The organism is Exiguobacterium sp. s168 (genome assembly GCF_018619035.1).
Lineage (GTDB): Bacteria > Bacillota > Bacilli > Exiguobacteriales > Exiguobacteriaceae > Exiguobacterium_A > Exiguobacterium_A acetylicum.
In genome coordinates, this window is sequence record NZ_JACSNE010000010.1 from 40,685 (window position 1) to 57,752 (window position 17,068).

The 17,068-nt window shown below is 45.6% G+C and carries 14 protein-coding genes; 11 read left to right on the forward strand and 3 right to left on the reverse strand.

The annotated features are described in order from the left end of the window. Nucleotides 1-31: 31 nt before the first annotated feature. Together KNQ15_RS08050 and KNQ15_RS08055 are read right to left on the reverse strand one after the other, a co-directional pair. Nucleotides 32-1,183, reverse strand: coding sequence for a cation:proton antiporter (locus tag KNQ15_RS08050; RefSeq protein WP_047396296.1), 1,152 nt, complete (start codon nt 1,181-1,183; stop codon nt 32-34). Nucleotides 1,184-1,326: 143 nt separating this feature from the next. Then, entirely contained in the window at nt 1,327-3,114 is a 1,788-nt protein-coding gene (locus KNQ15_RS08055; RefSeq protein WP_214728738.1) for a glycoside hydrolase family 13 protein, read from the reverse strand. Between the two features lie 455 nt (nt 3,115-3,569). Here KNQ15_RS08055 and KNQ15_RS08060 point away from each other — a divergent pair, with 455 nt between their 5' ends. The 7 genes from KNQ15_RS08060 to KNQ15_RS08090 all read left to right on the forward strand — a co-directional run bounded on the left by KNQ15_RS08060 (nt 3,570) and on the right by KNQ15_RS08090 (nt 13,322). Next, entirely contained in the window at nt 3,570-4,826 is a 1,257-nt protein-coding gene (locus KNQ15_RS08060; protein WP_193749045.1) for an extracellular solute-binding protein, read from the forward strand. A gap of 126 nt (nt 4,827-4,952) precedes the next feature. Continuing rightward, nucleotides 4,953-6,308, forward strand: a complete 1,356-nt coding sequence (locus KNQ15_RS08065; RefSeq protein ID WP_214728739.1) for a carbohydrate ABC transporter permease — start codon at nt 4,953-4,955, stop codon at nt 6,306-6,308. A 1-nt stretch (nt 6,309) separates the two neighbouring features. Next, nucleotides 6,310-7,143: a sugar ABC transporter permease gene (locus KNQ15_RS08070; RefSeq protein WP_035409327.1), complete on the forward strand. Its 834-nt coding sequence runs from the start codon at nt 6,310-6,312 to the stop codon at nt 7,141-7,143. A 22-nt stretch (nt 7,144-7,165) separates the two neighbouring features. Continuing rightward, nucleotides 7,166-8,689: an alpha-amylase family glycosyl hydrolase gene (locus KNQ15_RS08075; RefSeq protein ID WP_214728741.1), complete on the forward strand. Its 1,524-nt coding sequence runs from the start codon at nt 7,166-7,168 to the stop codon at nt 8,687-8,689. A gap of 34 nt (nt 8,690-8,723) precedes the next feature. Further along, on the forward strand, nt 8,724-9,755 hold the full coding sequence (locus KNQ15_RS08080; protein WP_214728743.1) for a LacI family DNA-binding transcriptional regulator: 1,032 nt from the start codon (nt 8,724-8,726) through the stop codon (nt 9,753-9,755). A gap of 227 nt (nt 9,756-9,982) precedes the next feature. Continuing rightward, the gene (locus KNQ15_RS08085) at nt 9,983-12,283 is read left to right on the forward strand and encodes a glycoside hydrolase family 65 protein (protein ID WP_214728745.1); all 2,301 of its coding nucleotides are present in this window, start codon (nt 9,983-9,985) and stop codon (nt 12,281-12,283) included. 187 nt (nt 12,284-12,470) lie between these two features. Next, entirely contained in the window at nt 12,471-13,322 is an 852-nt protein-coding gene (locus KNQ15_RS08090; protein WP_023467413.1) for a YitT family protein, read from the forward strand. Between the two features lie 50 nt (nt 13,323-13,372). Here KNQ15_RS08090 and KNQ15_RS08095 read toward each other — a convergent pair whose 3' ends face one another. Further along, complete coding sequence (locus KNQ15_RS08095; protein WP_029340982.1) at nt 13,373-14,182, reverse strand: Cof-type HAD-IIB family hydrolase; 810 nt, start codon at nt 14,180-14,182, stop codon at nt 13,373-13,375. Nucleotides 14,183-14,380: 198 nt separating this feature from the next. Between KNQ15_RS08095 and KNQ15_RS08100 the strand changes: the two genes are divergently transcribed. From KNQ15_RS08100 to KNQ15_RS08115, 4 genes are all read left to right on the forward strand, one after another. After that, the gene (locus tag KNQ15_RS08100) at nt 14,381-14,575 is read left to right on the forward strand and encodes a YjzD family protein (RefSeq protein ID WP_023467415.1); all 195 of its coding nucleotides are present in this window, start codon (nt 14,381-14,383) and stop codon (nt 14,573-14,575) included. Nucleotides 14,576-14,638: 63 nt separating this feature from the next. Further along, nucleotides 14,639-15,772 carry a beta-aspartyl-peptidase gene (iadA, locus tag KNQ15_RS08105; protein ID WP_214728746.1) on the forward strand — a complete coding sequence of 378 codons (1,134 nt, stop codon included), beginning with the start codon at nt 14,639-14,641 and terminating at the stop codon, nt 15,770-15,772. 13 nt (nt 15,773-15,785) lie between these two features. Beyond that, nucleotides 15,786-16,274 (forward strand): thioredoxin family protein, encoded by a 489-nt coding sequence (locus tag KNQ15_RS08110; RefSeq protein WP_214728748.1) that lies wholly within the window; start codon nt 15,786-15,788, stop codon nt 16,272-16,274. Then, on the forward strand, nt 16,267-17,046 hold the full coding sequence (locus tag KNQ15_RS08115) for a phosphatidylserine decarboxylase (RefSeq protein WP_214728760.1): 780 nt from the start codon (nt 16,267-16,269) through the stop codon (nt 17,044-17,046). The genes KNQ15_RS08110 and KNQ15_RS08115 overlap by 8 nt, the downstream gene beginning before the upstream one ends. The last annotated feature ends 22 nt before the right edge of the window (nt 17,047-17,068 follow it).

The following is a 17,068-nucleotide window of genomic DNA, read 5'->3' on the forward strand; positions in this document are numbered from 1 at the left end:
GTCGGAATCGCACGATGCGCCGACGTCTTTTTCACTTCAATTTCTTTTTGATTTTTCGTGCGGTCGCATGTGTACGATCCGTTAAGGCAGTAGAGATACGGAACAATAGAATTCCAAGAAAAGCGGAAACAAAAATATAAATTCCGGTCAACGTCACGAATGCGCCACTAGCGAGCGTGATGAATAGAATCGAAAATTCACCGCGTGGTCCAAGACAAAAGCCTGATTCGATCGCATGATAATTGGATAGACCGAACGATTTTCCACCGAGATAACCGACTAAGAATTTCGAGACGACTCCCCAAATGACAAGAGCGAAGAAAAATAGATCAATGGGTAACCCCTCAGTCAACTCGAATGACATTCCAAACGTGATAAAGAACAAGGGTAATAATAAGTCTTGGAACGGAGTGACTAGCCGTTTAAGATAACGCGTCTCATCCAGTTCGGTTAACAGAATACCGATGATGAAGGCACCGAGTACTTCGGATAGACCAAATAAGATTCCAATTCCAGAAAACAATAAGATTAAGCCGATGATCCCGATTCCAGCATCCGGGTGTCGATAGAGGGAATCGACTAACCGTCCACGTCTTCGAATAAATAACGTCATGATCATCAGAGCAATGAAGAAGAAGGCGAACCCGAGAAAGATGATGCTGATTTTGGCAACCGAGAACGTCTCAGTCCCTAAAACGAACGGTGCCGTCGTCAGTAAGATTGGTGCCATCAAATCTTCGAAGACGAGTAAAGACAGCACGAAGCGATTCACGTCTTGGTGTTTATCTGGTTCACGGTCGAGTAGCCGAGCAGAAATTGAAGAACTCGTCGCATACAAGACACAGCCGATCAAAAACGATTCGGCGACTGAAAAGCCAAACGATAGGGTCAACAGGATTGTTCCACCGAACGAAAGTAGAATATCGATGACTCCTGCTTTCCAAATGGAACGGAGCTGAATCAGCAAGTCCGCCACTGAAAATTTTAGACCGAGTAAAAAGAATAAGACGATGATGCCCGCTTCTCCTCCGAGTTTCAGCTCTTCGGGAGGGTCGTAATAGAAGCCAAGGACGATTCCGATCAAGATGAAGGCCAGAATACTTGGGACGTGGAATCGTTCACTCAAGTAACTGATCGTAAACAAGCCGATGAGGATGAGACCGGCGTAAAAGAAAATTTCCATGGAGGATATCCTCCTTTCTGTACCCTATACCCTAATTCGCAAGCATTCATTAACTCGTTTCTATCCTGGAGAACGGATACAGAAGAAAAAAGCCTGGACACAAAACTTCTTTATAGAAGGTAAGTGTCCAGGCTTTTAGATGGTTATAAGACTTGAACGATCGTTCCCGAATACGCAGGGAGAGAGACATCAAGCGTCTGCTGGTGCGTGTTCGTCAATAAATCAAGCCCCCGACCAGCTTGTGGAGCGGTCAACGAAACAGAAACATCTGAGTTGTTGAAATAGATATAATACAATCCTTCCGGACTCATGCGACGCATGATGATCGTATTTGTCTCATCATTCGCGTGAACGAAAGAGATATGTCCTTTGTTCGCAAGTGTCTTATGTTGTTTTCGAAGCTGCAACAAGTGTCGCGTATAGGCGAATAACTCCTGATCCTGCTCCTCTGGATCCCACGGCATACATTTCCGGCAGCCTGGATCTTGATCCCCATCAAGACCGATTTCATCTCCATAATAAATGACAGGACTGCCCGAGAACGTCAGCATCGAAAGTAACAAGAGACGTAACTTACTCTTATTATTCCCTGCACGCGTCAATGCACGCGGTGTATCGTGAGAACCGATCAAATTAAAGGTTACTTCATTGACATTCATCGTGTTTGAGAACAATACATGCGACATATCGTTCGCATACGAAGTTGCTTTAGTCTTATCTAAGGCAAAGAAGTTCAAGGCGGCATTCGTAAATGGATAGTTCATGACGGCGTCAAACTGGTCACCGAGCAACCATTCCTGTGAGTCATGCCAAATTTCACCAAGGATATACGTGTCAGGGTTGACCTCCTTGACGACTTGACGGAAATCACGCCAAAATGCGTGATCGACTTCGTTGGCGACGTCGAGTCGCCAGCCATCGATTCCGAATTCTTCGACCCAGTAACGAGCGACGTGGAGCAAGTAAGACTTTACTTCATCATTCTCGGTATTGAATTTCGGCATCTCAGGTACGAAAGCAAACGTATCGTAGTTCGGCAATGGTTCTGTCACGAGCGGGAAATCACGCAGGTGGAACCACTCTTTATAGGTGGAGTGACTACCATGTTCACGGATGTCAGCGAATGCTTTATGGTGGAAGCCGGCATGATTGAAAACGGCATCTAACATGATGCGAATCCCGTGTGCGTGTAACAGATCGACCATTTCCTTGAATTTCTCTTTCGTACCGAATTGTGGATCAATTTCTAAGTAATCGATTGTGTCATATTTATGATTCGATTTCGCCAAGAAGATCGGGCAGAAGTAAATACCAGTGATACCAAGTTCAACGAGATAATCGATGTGGTCGATGACTCCTTGGAAATCTCCACCGAAAAGATTCGTCGTTGTCGGTGCTGTACTATTCCATGGAAGTGTACCAGCTGGATCATTCGTCGCATCGCCGTTTGCAAAGCGATCTGGGAAGATTTGATACCAAACTGTATCCTGGACCCAATCTGGTGCAGTGAATACGTCGACTGCATTAAGGAAAGGAACACAGAAATAGTAGCCTGTATCATCGAGCGGTTTTTCATCGAACCAGCCACGTTCCGTGAATACATGACTTGTTGCACCGTCATGGAGACGGAAACCATATCGTAGACGACGGAAGGGAGGAACAACATCGATGAACCAGTAATCGTATAACTCATCTGATCCACTTCGCTTCATCGGTGTTTCAAATGTATTCCAGTAGTTTGATTTTGAGGGATCGAAGTTCCAATCGGCATCATCTGGGTTTTCAGTATGCCAATCGTATGGGTCGCCCCAAATCAGATCGACGCGATCAACGTCATTTTTTTTCGTTTGTAAACGGATGTGGATTGTTCGCTCATCGTACTTATAGACGAATGGAGACATCGCACGGTGGAACACAGCTTCTTTGAACATGGCAGTCACTCCTTAACGCAATCGCTTGCATCGTATTGATTATGTCTTCGACCTAAGAATAGTAAAGCGCTTTCTTAAAGTCAATTGCAATCCCGTGAAATCAAGGATTCCTGATAAAAGTCGAGAGTCTAATGCAATCGTTTGCATCATATTGTGCAAAATATAAAAATGAAAACGTTTTCTTTTTTACTGCTTCTCTGACCTGGTATTTGATTCAAATAATGAAAATAGAAATAAAAAGTTTTTGAAATGTAAGAAAATAATTGAATAAAAGGACTTGTCAAAAGGATTTTAGATTGTATAATAAAAATGTAAAGGTGATGCAAACGTTTTCATAAAACGCTTACAACCACTCGGTTGTTATCATGAGAAAATGGTTGTGCCTTTATGCAAACGTTGTGCATTAAAACTTATCATTCATAAGTTAACTTGGGGAGGAAATTTCAATCATGGAAATGAAAAAATTCGTAGCAGGTCTTTCTGTATCTGTCATGGCAATCGGTGCTCTTGCAGCATGTGGCGGTGGATCGGATTCTGAATCATCATCTTCAGATTCAGGCAGTAAAAAACCAAGCAAGATCGTCATCTGGGAAGACACTGAAAAAGCTGAAACAACTAAAGCTGCAGCTAAAGCGTTCGAAGAAAAAGAAGGCGTCAAAGTTGAAGTTAAAGAAGTCAAGATGACGGATCAACAGAAGAAAGTAGCACTTGACGGACCAGCAGGTAAAGGACCGGACATCATGCTTCTTCCACACGACCAAATCGGTACAGTCGTTGACCAAGGTTTGATCGCGGAACTCAAGGATGGCGAAAAAGCACTTGAGCCATTCATCGATACAGCGAAATCGGCAGTAACGTTTGATGGTAAAGTCTACGGATATCCGAAAGCAGTTGAAACACCAATCCTCCTTTTCAATAAAGATGAATTAAAAGAAGCACCAGCTTCAATGGATGATCTATACAAGATCTCAACAGAGCAAAAGAAAGACGGGAAATACGGATTCCTCGCGCTTTGGGATAACTTCTACTTCGCACACGGTCCAATCGGTGGATACGGTGGTTATGTCTTCAAAGACAACGGCGGCAAATTGGATCCAGCAGATATCGGCTTGAACAACGAAGGTGCTGTCGAAGGTATGGATTACATCGGCAAGTGGTACAAAGAAGGTCTCTTCCCGAAAGGTCTCATCGGTGGTGGCGGTGGTCAAGCACTTGATCAACTCTTCGGTGATAAAAAAGCTGTTGCTGTCATGAACGGTCCATGGGCAGTTGCGAGCTATAAAGAAAAAGGCATCAATCTTGGAGCTTCAGCACTTCCGAAACTTCCAAACGGTGAGCCAATCAAAACATTCGTTGGTGTAAAAACATACGCGATTTCAGCATACTCGGAAAATGCAGAGTGGGCTGAGAAGTTCTTGGCATCACTCACAGGTGAAGAAAACGCTAAAGCAATGTTCGAAAAATACAATGAGATCCCACCAGTCACTGCTCTTCAAGAAGATGCAGCAATCAAGGATAACGAAGTCGCAGCAGCAGTCTTCGCACAATCACAAAACGGTGTGCCAATGCCAAACATCGCTGAGATGGGTCAAGTTTGGGAACCAATGGCAGCAGCACTTCAGCTTGTTGCAACAAACAAACAAGATGCACAAAAATCAGCTGATGATGCTGTCAAACAAATTAAGCAACAAATCGAAGCAAACAATCAATAAGCGTAAATGGAACGCGTGAATCCATGAAAAAGAGATAAAGAGAGGGGGATCTTGGATTCCCCCTCATCTTTATGGTTGGAAGAGAAGCCTGAGGTCAGACATGACCTTTGGAAAGGAGAACGGACGATGGCTGCGATTGCAACACCACACCCGACGAATCCAACGCCTGAAAAAAAGACGAACCACCGCACGATTGCGGCGCTGATGTCGATCATTCCAGGAGTAGGACAACTATATAATAAACAATTCCTTAAAGGCGCGACATTTTTTGTCGTCGTACTATCATATTTTCTCGTCAACTTTGAACTGTTCTTTAAAGGAGCAGGAAATGGTCCTGGCGATCGCGGAGCGATCTGGGGCTTGATTACACTCGGTGAGGTACCAGGCGTAAGAGGGGATCACTCGATCTTTCTGATGGTCGAGGGCATCATTGCCTTGATTTTACTTGTCTTTGGTATCGCCATTTACGTCTGGAACTTTATCGATGCGTATCGAATCGGTAAGTTACGTGACATGAACCTTGAAGTGCCATCTTTGAAGATGCAACTACGGAACTTCCGCGATAACGGGTTCCCGTACGCGATGTTGATTCCTTCATTAGTACTTCTGGTGTTCACGGTCGTCTTACCGTTGATCTTTACTTTCTTGATTGCCTTTACGAACTACAAATTCAACAACTCGCCTCCAGCGAAGTTAGTTGACTGGATCGGTATCCAAAACTTCTTGAATATCTTCACGGTCGATATTTTCCGTGATACATTCGTCAGCGTTCTCGGCTGGACGCTTGTCTGGACCGTCGCTTCGACGACGGGTGTCATCGCGATCGGTATCGGACTTGCAGTCTTGCTGAACCAAAAAGGACTCAAAGGAAAACGATTCTTCCGTTCCATCTTGATCCTGTCATGGGCAGTACCAGCCTTCATTACGATCTTGATCTTCCGCTCGATGTTCAATGAGACATTCGGTGTTTTCAATACGACGTTATTACCAGCGATTGGTCTTACTGACGGTGTCGACTGGATGACAGATCCGACGTATACGAAGCTTGCCTTGATCGGGATCCAGTGGTGGTTAGGTTTCCCATACATCATGACACTGACGACGGGGATCTTGCAGTCGATTCCAGAGGATCTCTATGAAGCAGCAACAATCGACGGAGCAACTTCTGGCGAGAAATTCCGTTTGATCACATTGCCGATGATTCTTTTCGCAACAGCACCGATCTTGATCACACAGTATACGTTTAACTTCAATAACTTTAATATCATCTATCTATTCAACAATGGTGGACCGGCAGTACCAGGTCAATCAGCTGGTGGAACGGATATCTTGATTTCGTGGATTTACAAATTGTCGCTTGGCTCGAACCCGCAGTATGGATTCGCAGCAGCGATCACGCTTGTGTTGTCGTTCTTCATCATGACGATTGCCGTCATTCAGTTCAAGCGTTCAAAATCATTCAAAGATGAGGATATGATCTAATATGAGAAAACAAAACCGAATCAACATGGCGTTGTCATATCTCATTTTGACGATCGCCTCCATCATTATCGTTTATCCACTCCTTTGGGTCGTTGGTACTTCACTCAACCCTGGGAAAAGCATTACATCGGATATCTTCCCAAGTAATCCGACCTTGATCCACTACTTTGATTTGTTTGATCCAGCAAAAACGGATTATGGCATGTGGTATCTAAACACAATTAAGATTGCCGTCATCACGATGGTCGTCTCAGTCGCTCTAATCACGTTAACAGGATACATTTTTTCGCGCTATCGCTTCGTCGGTCGGAAAAATTCACTCATCTTGTTCCTCGTGTTGCAGATGGTACCGCAATTCGTTGCCATTATTGCGATTTATGTCTTGCTCAATATGTTAGAATTGTTTGATACGCATCTGGCGCTCATCCTGCTCTATTCGGGTGGTGCGATTCCAATGAATACGTATCTTGCAAAAGGATATTTTGATACGATTCCAAAAGAACTTGATGAGGCGGCACGGATGGATGGTGCCGGTCACTTACGAATCTTCTGGCAAATCATCTTACCGCTCGCAAAACCGATGGTCGCCGTCATCGCGTTGTTCAACTTCATGGCACCATTCAACGACTTCATTTTAGCATCGCTCGTCCTGCGTTCTCCTGAGAAACAGACACTTGCGGTCGGGTTGTACAACATGGTGTCGGAGCAGTTCGACAATAACTTCACGTTATTTGCGGCAGGTGCCGTATTATCAGCAGTTCCAATCGTTCTTCTCTTCTTCGCATTCCAACGCTTCTTCGTGTCTGGATTGACGGCTGGTGGAACAAAAGGATAATCATAAGGGGGAAATCAGCGGCATGAGACGAGGCATAATGCTTCTCCTCTTGCCGCTTCTCTTGTCTATCGGGCTTCAACCGATGACGGGTGAAGCAGCAGGTTGGGAAAAAGAACGAATGTATTTCATCATGGTGGACCGGTTCGAGAATGGCGATCCGAGTAATGACCGAGAGGCGGATCCTGAAAATCCAAAAGCGTTCCAAGGCGGCGATTTAGCAGGCGTTACGAAACGTCTCGATTACATCAAGGAAAAGGGCTTCACTTCGATTTGGTTGACGCCGATCTTTAAGAATCGTCCGAATGGTTATCATGGATACTGGACAGATGATTATTACGAAATTGATCCGCACTTCGGAACAAAGGAAGAGTTTAAACGTCTCGTCAAGGAAGCGCATGATCGGGATATCAAGGTCGTCCTTGATCTTGTCGTCAATCATTTAGGACCAAATCATCCAATGGTGAAAGAAAAACCGGAGTGGTTTCATAAAAATCAACCGATCATGAATTGGAACAACCCGTCGGAAGTCGAGAATAACTGGCTGTTCGATTTACCGGACTTCAATACAGAAAATCCGGAAGTCGTCGATTATTTAATTGATGTCGCGAACTACTGGGTCGATGAAACGGGTATAGACGGATACCGGCTCGATACGGTACGCCATGTGCCCGCCACATTTTGGGAAACGTTCATCCCAGCAGTAAAAGAAAAGCATCCAGACTTATTCTTATTGGCTGAAGTATTCGATGGAGATCCGCGAAAAATTGCATCCTACTCGAAATTAGGTTTTGATTCCGTGACGAACTTCCCGTTTTATTATGGAGTCAAGGATCAGTTTGCTCGCAAAAATGGTTCAGCGGAAGAACTCGATTCAGTTTATAATCGAGATACTACGTTTAATCCGAATCCCAAGGGACTTGCAACCTTCATAGATAATCATGATGTCAAACGCTTCATCACGGAAGCAAAGATTGGTGGAGCAGACGAAGAGGAGCGGCAACTTCGACTAGCATTGTTCGCACTCTATGCTGCACCAGGGATGCCGATCGTCTACCAAGGAACAGAGGTGGCGATGCCAGGTGGTGAGGATCCCGGAAACCGGATGATGATGACATTTGATCAGAACAAGAAGATGCAACAGTACGTAAAAACGTTGAACGAGATGCGTCAGGACTACCCAGCGTTTGCAACAGGGAAGCAACGCTTGATCGCAAAAACCGATCATATGGCAGTCTACTCCCGGGAGACGAAACAACAACAAGTCGTTTACGCGATCAATCTTGGAGAAAAAAAGACGAGCTTACGCGTGTCTGCGAAAGAAATTGGTGATGACCAGCGTCTAAGAGGACTTTTATTCTCAGATTTGGTGCGTCAGGATGGTGACGCCTATGAGATCACGCTTGATGCAAATAGTGCGAACAGCTATGTCATCGAAAAGTCACAAGTCAACTGGTGGTCGATCGTCGCAATTGGTGCGATTGCTCCGATTTTAGCGCTCATACTTCTTCTCGTTCACCGTAAACGCATGCAACGTCAAACAAAATAAAATACTTAACTAGGGGAAATGTGAGGTGAAGGGGATGCAGGTAACAATCAAGGATGTAGCACGGGAAGCGAATGTCGCACCCTCGACGGTATCACGCGTCATTGCGAATAGTTCACGTATCAGCCAAAAGACGAAGGAACGGGTGCGACAGGCGATGGATGAGCTCGGATATTATCCAAACGTTCATGCACGCAGTCTAGCGAATCGAACGACACAAGCGATCGGTCTCGTCATGCCAAGTGCTGCAACAAAAACGCTACAAAACCCATTCTTTTCGGAGGTCATTCGAGGAATTAGTACAAAAGCGCATCAAAATGGCTATTCGTTATATATGACGACAGGTGTCTCGGAAGAAGAGGTATATGAAGGTGTCGTCTCGATGGTTCAGGGCCGTCGCGTCGATGGCGTCGTCGTATTGTATTCTCGTACGGATGACAAAGTCGTTCAATTTCTGCAGGACTCGAAGTTTCCGTTCGTTGTCGTCGGTAAACCATTCAGTGATTCATCACACGTCACGTATGTCGATACGGATAATTACTTAGCGGGTCGCGAAGTAACGAAGTATTTACATCAACTCGGGCATGAGTGTATTGCATTCGTCGGTGGGGCACAGGATTTAGCTGTGACACAAGAACGTGTCGGTGGTTATAAGACAGCTCTCATGGAAGAGGGAATTCTGATTCACGATTCTTATATCGTCAGCGCCCCATTTATGACTACGGGTGGTGCCGAAGCAGTCAAACGACTGATGTCACTTGAACATCCACCGACTGCCGTCGTTGTTAGTGACGATATGATGGCACTTGGTGTCATGAGTACACTGAATGAGATGGGTATCAGTGTGCCGGATCAAATGGCCGTCGTCAGTTTCAATAACTTGTTCATCGCAGAATTCTCAAGCCCACCGTTGACTTCTGTTGAAATCAATATCTTTGGACTTGGTTTTGAAGCGACGAATTGTTTGATTGAACAAATCAATGAAGATGCGACACCTTATGGGAAGCGCGTCATCGTTCCGCATTATCTCGTTGTCCGTCAGTCATGTGGCGGAAAATCTGAAGCATGAAACAGAAGTCTATTTTTAAGCCGATTGGTTTGAAAATAGACTTTTTTTGATTCAAAAGGATGTCGATTTCTAGTAAAAGGAAGCGGTTGCAGAAAAAGAAATTTATTTTCGTGCAAACGATTGCATTGATGCTTTTTATGTGTACAATAAAGAATGTAGAGTATAGATGAAACGCTTACATGATCAGATTGACTGACATGCGTAGCATAAAAAGGAGCGACTTGACGATGAAACGACTTTTTGAGGTCAATGAGTGGAAAATTACAGAGCTTGGTTTTCATCCAGAAGATAATCGACTAGCAGAATCGATGACATCGATCGGAAACGGTCATATGGGAATGCGCGGTACATTTGAAGAAGAATATACTGGTGACACGCATCAAGGCATGTATGTCGCAGGTGTTTATTATCCCGATAAGACACGTGTCGGCTGGTGGAAAAACGGTTATCCGGAGTACTTCGCGAAAGTACTCAATGCTGTCAACATCATGGGTTTGAAAGTATCTGTCAACGGAAAAGCTGTTGATTTGAATACGTGGGAAGTCGTTGACTTCAAACGTGAACTTGATATGCAACATGGTGTATTGACGCGGGCGATGTTGTTGAAGCATGGAGAAGAAGAGATAAAAGTCGAATCCAAGCGTTTCTTCTCAATCGTCGATAAAGAAATCGCTGCCTTGCAATATACGGTGACACCTGTCAATTTCGAAGCAGAAATCGTCATTGAATCGTATCTCGATGCGGATGTTGAAAATGAAGACTCGAACTATGATGAGAAGTTCTGGCTTCCTGTCGAACACGGAATTGAAGAACGGTTCGGTTATGTGACATCAAAAACGAAAAAGCTCGATTGGCATGTGACGGCAGCGATGATCACGGATGTCGAAGGCGCACGATGTGAAGTCGTCGATGGCAATACGCAGTACGTCGCGAATCGTTTTACGAAACAAGCCGCAGTAGGTGAGGGTGTCACAGTCGAAAAATTCGTCGCACTCGTAACGAATCGCGACCATGAAATGGATGCATTACTGGAGCAAGCGATGAAACGTGTTCACGTCGCATTCGAATCAGGCTTTGAACCATTGCTTGCGACACATGAAGCCGCTTGGTTGCACCACTGGGAAGAAGCGGATGTGAAAATTGAAGGTGATGTCGAGGCACAGCAAGGGATTCGATTCAACATCTTCCATATGTTCCAAACTTACACAGGTGAAGATTCACGCCTGAACATCGGACCAAAAGGATTCACGGGCGAGAAGTATGGTGGTGCGACGTATTGGGATACGGAAGCGTACTGCTTGAACTTCTACCTTGCGACGTCGAAACCGGAAGTTGCTTGGAATTTACTCAAGTATCGCCACAACCAATTGCCGCAAGCGAAAGAAAATGCGGATAAGAATGTCGGCATGAAGGGTGCGCTTTATCCGATGGTAACGATGAACGGAGAAGAGTGCCACAACGAGTGGGAAATCACGCATGAGGAAATTCACCGGAATGGTGCGATCGCACATGCGATTTATAATTACACGAACTACACGGGAGACACGTCGTACCTTGGACAATACGGGTTTGAAGTGTTAGTCGAGATTGCTCGTTACTGGGCAAGTCGCGTCAATTACGTGCCGCATAAGGATGTCTACATGATTCTTGGTGTGACGGGACCAAACGAATATGAGAACAACGTCAACAACAACTGGTATACGAATCTGATTGCGGCATGGTGTCTCGAATATACACAGACCGTTCACCGTCATTTAGCGCAAGAAGAGCCAGAACGTCTGCAAGAACTCATGCATCAATTAGCATTGACGGATGAGGAGTTGGCGAAGTGGGCAGATATCGACGCGAAGATGTATTATCCGAAAGATGAAGCAGCACCTGGGATCTTCATGCAACAAGATGGTTTCATGGATAAGGAGCAAATCTTGGTCGCTGAACTCGATCCGAAACATCTCCCGCTGAACCAGAATTGGTCATGGGACCGGATCCTGCGCTCTGTTTTCATTAAACAGGCAGATGTCTTACAAGGTCTCTACTTCTTGACGGATCGCTTCAGTCTAGAAGAGAAAAAAGCAAACTTCGATTTCTATGAACCACGTACGGTCCATGAATCGTCACTATCACCATGTATCTATTCAATCATTGCAGCAGAAGTCGGGTATGAGGAAAAAGCGGTTGAATTGTATCAACGTTCGGCTCGACTTGATCTTGATAACTACAACAATGATACGGAAGACGGGTTACACATCACGTCAATGGTTGGATCATGGATGTCGATCGTCCACGGATTCGCTGGATTACGGGTGGCGAACGATACGTTATCCTTCAAGCCGATGTTGCCAAAAGGCTGGACGAGCTATACGTTCCGGATGCAATGGCGCGGTCATCATATCCATGTCCATGTACAGCCAAATGCCGTCGAAATCGCCCAAACAGAAGGCGAAGCATTCAGCTTAAACGTTCATGGAACAACTGTTGAAGTTCCGGCAGGAGGACAGATTACAGTTCCTGCTTCGATGACAGTATAAGAGAGAAAAAAGAACCGATTTTTGAGTCGGTTCTTTTTTTGTGTGTAACAAGAATCAGGACACCTTTGTCACAAATGAAAACGCCATCATGAAAAAGAACATCAATCTTTGGAAATCTTGACTATCCGGCGACATTTGAATGTGCTAAAGTGTTTCAAGATAGTTATGAATGAGAGGAGAACGGCGTGTGACAGCAGTAGTAAAGGAAAGTATGTTAAAAGTGATCGTGGCTTCGATTGGGGGATTCGTCATCGCCGTTGCCATGAACTGGTTTTTGATTCCGAGTGGTGTCTATTCGACTGGATTTACAGGACTTGCCCAAATCCTGACGCAAGTCCTTCAAAATACAGCATTTGCGTTTGGTGAAAACGTCTGGTTCTTGGCGTTGAACATCCCTTTGATCGTGCTCGCATGGATCATGTTAGGTCGGAGTTTTACAATCATTACGTTGGTTTCGGTCTTGGCAACGACGATTTTCATTGGTCTTATTCCTCAATATGCTGTCATACCAGGTGATCAAACACTGAATGCAGTGTTTGGAGGGGTTTTGCTTGCGATCGGTACCGGTATCACGATTAAGTTCGGTGCTTCGACGGGTGGGTTTGATATCGTCGCCCTCATCTTTGCTCGTTTCTCCGATCGCAGTGTCGGCTTGTATCTGTTCGTCTTGAATTTCTTAATCGCATTATTAGCAGGAGCGTTGTTCGGTTGGTCGACTGCTTTATACACAATCGTCTTCATCTACGTGACGTCTAAGGTCGTCGATGAGATTCATACGAGCAATCAGCGTCTAACGATTTTCATCGTCACGAATCATGCGGATGACATCACGACGGCTTTGCATCAGCACATCATTCGAGGCATCACGCAAATTCCTTCGATTGGTACGTATTCTCGAGCTGAAAAAGCGACGTTGATGATGGTCATCGAGCGTCATGAATTACGGGACATTGAACGGATTTGCCGGGAAGCGGACGAGACGGTCTTCATCAACGTCGTCGCGACAGACTCGGTTGTCGGATACTTCCGAAAAGGATAATGAAAAAGGCACTTGCTCTGCAACATGTAGCAAGTGCCTTTTATCTGTTTTCATGCGAGCCCGAGGACGTGTCTCAAGTAATAGGCGATCCCGTCATCTTCATTTCGCTTCGTCGTGCCGTTTGCCAGATGCTTCAGCGCGGGGATGGCATTCCCCATCGCTACACCGTGTCCAGCATATTCGATCATCTCTAAATCGTTTTCCTCATCACCGAAAGCAATGATTTGTTTAGAGTCAATACCAAGGTGATGCGCGATATGGGCAAGACCGACCGCTTTACTTGTACCTTTTCGCATCACTTCGACCATGAATTCAGGCTTCACCCATTGACGATTGAGTACCGTCTCGGCATGAATACCAGATAATTCGGAGCGGATCTCATCGACGTGTTCTCCTTTGGCATGAATCAAAAGAGAGGTTGGTTCATGCATAAGCACCTTTCGTAAATCTCCGGTCGTGACGGATAAGGCATGGTCAGTATAGAATTCGTAGATGCCAACCGGATCATATTGAAAATAGACATGATCCGTGACTTCACAGACGATGTTCTGTGTCTTCGTCTCAGCGATGGACTCTAAAATATGTTGAACGGTTTTTAATGGAATTGGATGATGCTGGACTTCAAAGTGGGTGTCTTGTGGGTGATGGACGAGACCACCGTTAAAGTTAACGATTGGTGTCGTTAAACCGAGCTGTTCGTAATATTTCCTGGCGTGACGAAACGGTCGTCCGGTTGCGATGACGACTTCGTGACCATTCGCACGCGCGCGTTGCAGCGCATTGATGTTCGTAGCGCTGATTGTCTTATCATCTTTTAAAAGAGTGCCGTCGAGATCGACAGCGATTAAGTGACGGGTCATGATGGAATCCTCCGCTTTCTTTTCGTTAATTCTACTGTAGCATATGAAGCGATTGTCCTTCTTATGAAACGATTAAGTTTTTCAAGGAAAAGAAAGCGCTTGAAAAAATTAGAGAAAAGCTGTTGCTTGGTTTAAAAAATGGTATACTACAAATCGTAGGATAACTCTATAGTACGTTATGGAAACGGAGGGGAAATCATGCGTTTTCTCGTTACATTCTTTTGGTCATTCTTACTCGTGAACACAGCTGTGTTCATCGTATCGGCAGTTGATGCAGTAACGTATAGCTTCGGATTCGCGACAGCTATGTCTGTCGTCACTTCACTTGTCGTCTTCGCACTCGATGCCGTCAATGAAGATTTAGGTCTTGGTCAAGGGACTAAGGCAGAATAAGGAAAAGCGAGATGTCGTCACATGGGCGATAGGCTCGCTTTTTGTCTTAAGGAGGAATGATCGATGATCGTCATCGAACAGGTTCTGTGGCAACAGATGCCGCAAAATATCTACATAGCAGGAAATCAGATCATCGGAATCGGTTCCTATACCATAGATGAAGCAATGATTACGCATCGGATCGATGGTCGCGGCAAACAGCTAGTTCCTGGATTCATCGATGGACACTTACATCCAATCGGTGGGGGAGGAGAAGGCGGATTTGCGACGAGAACAGCATCGCTGACCGTTCGAGACATATTCGAAGGTGGTGTCACGACGGTCGTTGGATTACTCGGAACGGATGGTTGGACACGAACGGGAATCGATCTACTGGCACATATACGAGGATATGCTGCATCTGGTATCCGCCCCTTTCTATTAAGCGGAAGTTATATGGTTCCACCGGTCTTCCTGACGCAATCGACAGGACATGATATCGTCCTCATCAATGAAGTGATCGGTATCGGGGAAATTGCCATCAACGATCATCGGTCGACACAACCGACAGCCCATGAACTCGCACGATTAGCGTCAGAAGCCCGAATTGCCGGCATGGTCAAAGGCGTGTCGGGAACGATGAACGTCCATATCGGAGACGGGAAACAAGGACTCGATCTATTACATGAAGTGATTGACACGACTGATATCCCCATCGGACAATTCCTTCCGACGCATATCAACCGGAGTGAACGTATTTTTGAAGCGGGACTCGCCTGGGCGAAACGAGGAGGAAGGATCGATTTCACGACGTGTACGACGGAAAGCTTCATTGCGGAAGGCGAAATTCCAGCAGGACAGGCTGTCGCCCGTGCTTTAGCAGCAGGAATCCCACCTGAACAGATTACGATGTCGAGCGATGCTGGTGCCAGTCTTCCAGCATTTGATGATGCAGGTCGTCTAGTTCGGATTGATACAGGAAAGCCTTCTTCTCTGATACAAGCCGTGCGCGATGCAGTGGCGCATGGTGTTGCTTTTGATCAGGCAATCACGACGATCACGCGACATGTCGCGGATGCATATGGTATACCGGGCGGGCGAATAGCGGTCGGAGAACGAGCGGATCTGTTACTGATTGATGACGCTTTGCAAATCGATACGATTCTTGCGAATGGTCATGCTATAATGGTTCAGAAAAAATGGCTAATACCAGAATGACGGAGGGATAGACGTGTCAAAGAAAACAAAACGTAAAAATACGAAAAAACCGCAATCCAAGGCGAATTGGATTACAGCGGGAGTCATCGGCTTAATCGTATTGGTGGGAGGATTACTTCTTGTCTTCACGGATCGAGAAGATTCTGCATCGAAGAACGGCAATCTAACGGCTACACAAGTCGCAGATAAAGTAAAATCCGGTGATGAATTCTATACGTATTTCTATCAAACGGGTTGTTCCCACTGTGAAAAAGTAAAACCATATCTCGTCCCGCTTGGTGAAAAACAAGATATCCCATTCGAACAGATCGACCTTGCTGTCGAACAGTCGGCTTGGGATACGTTTGGTATCGAGGGTACACCGACTGTCGTTCACTTTAAGGACGGTAAGGAAGTTGGACGTGTCGCAGGTGAGCAAACGGAAGACAGCTATAAAGAGTTCTTCGCTGGAAAAGACGTAGAGGACTCAAAAGAAGAATCATCTGGTGATCTCAATGATTAAAAAATGGTTTTACTCTCGTGTGTTCGAATTAAATGGACACCCGCTTGTTGCCAAACAACTGAAACGTTTTGCGATGAGCCGTATCAGTCGTCCGTTTATCCGTCCGTTCGTTCAGGCATACGATTTAAATATGACAGAAGCGACTCGGAGCCTTGAAGAGTATTCGAGTTTACATGACGTCTTCGTTCGTCATGTCAAACCGGAAATGCGACCGATCGATCAAGCAGAAGGCGCATTCGTCAGTCCGTGTGACGGTGTGCTATCCGTCGTTGACGATTTGACGGCTGATAGCCGCTTTACCGTCAAAGGACAATCGTATACGGTATCCGAGTTACTCGGTTCCCATCATGAAGCACAGCAATATGTCGGTGGACGTGTAATGATCTTTTACTTAAGTCCGCAAAACTACCATCGTGTTCATGTACCGATGGATGGAACGGTCCGGACGAGTTATACGCTCGGTCGCGATTCGGCACCAGTAAATGAGATTGGTCTCACACATGCGCTTCGCCCATTGACTCGGAACTACCGTCGTGTGACACGCATCGTCCAAGGGAAACATGCTCTTGAACATGTCATGGTCGGTGCACTCAACGTCAACTCGATCGTTCGGACGAACGAGTCGAAGGACCTTCGTCGCGGGGATGAGTTCGGATACTTCTCATTCGGTTCGACGGTCGTCCTGATTTGTCCGAAAGATGCATTGACGTTAGACAGTCAAGCAATCGGACCAGTTTTAATGGGGCAACGCCTCGGACAATGGCATTCATGAAAGCGAGACGCCCGTTTTGGGC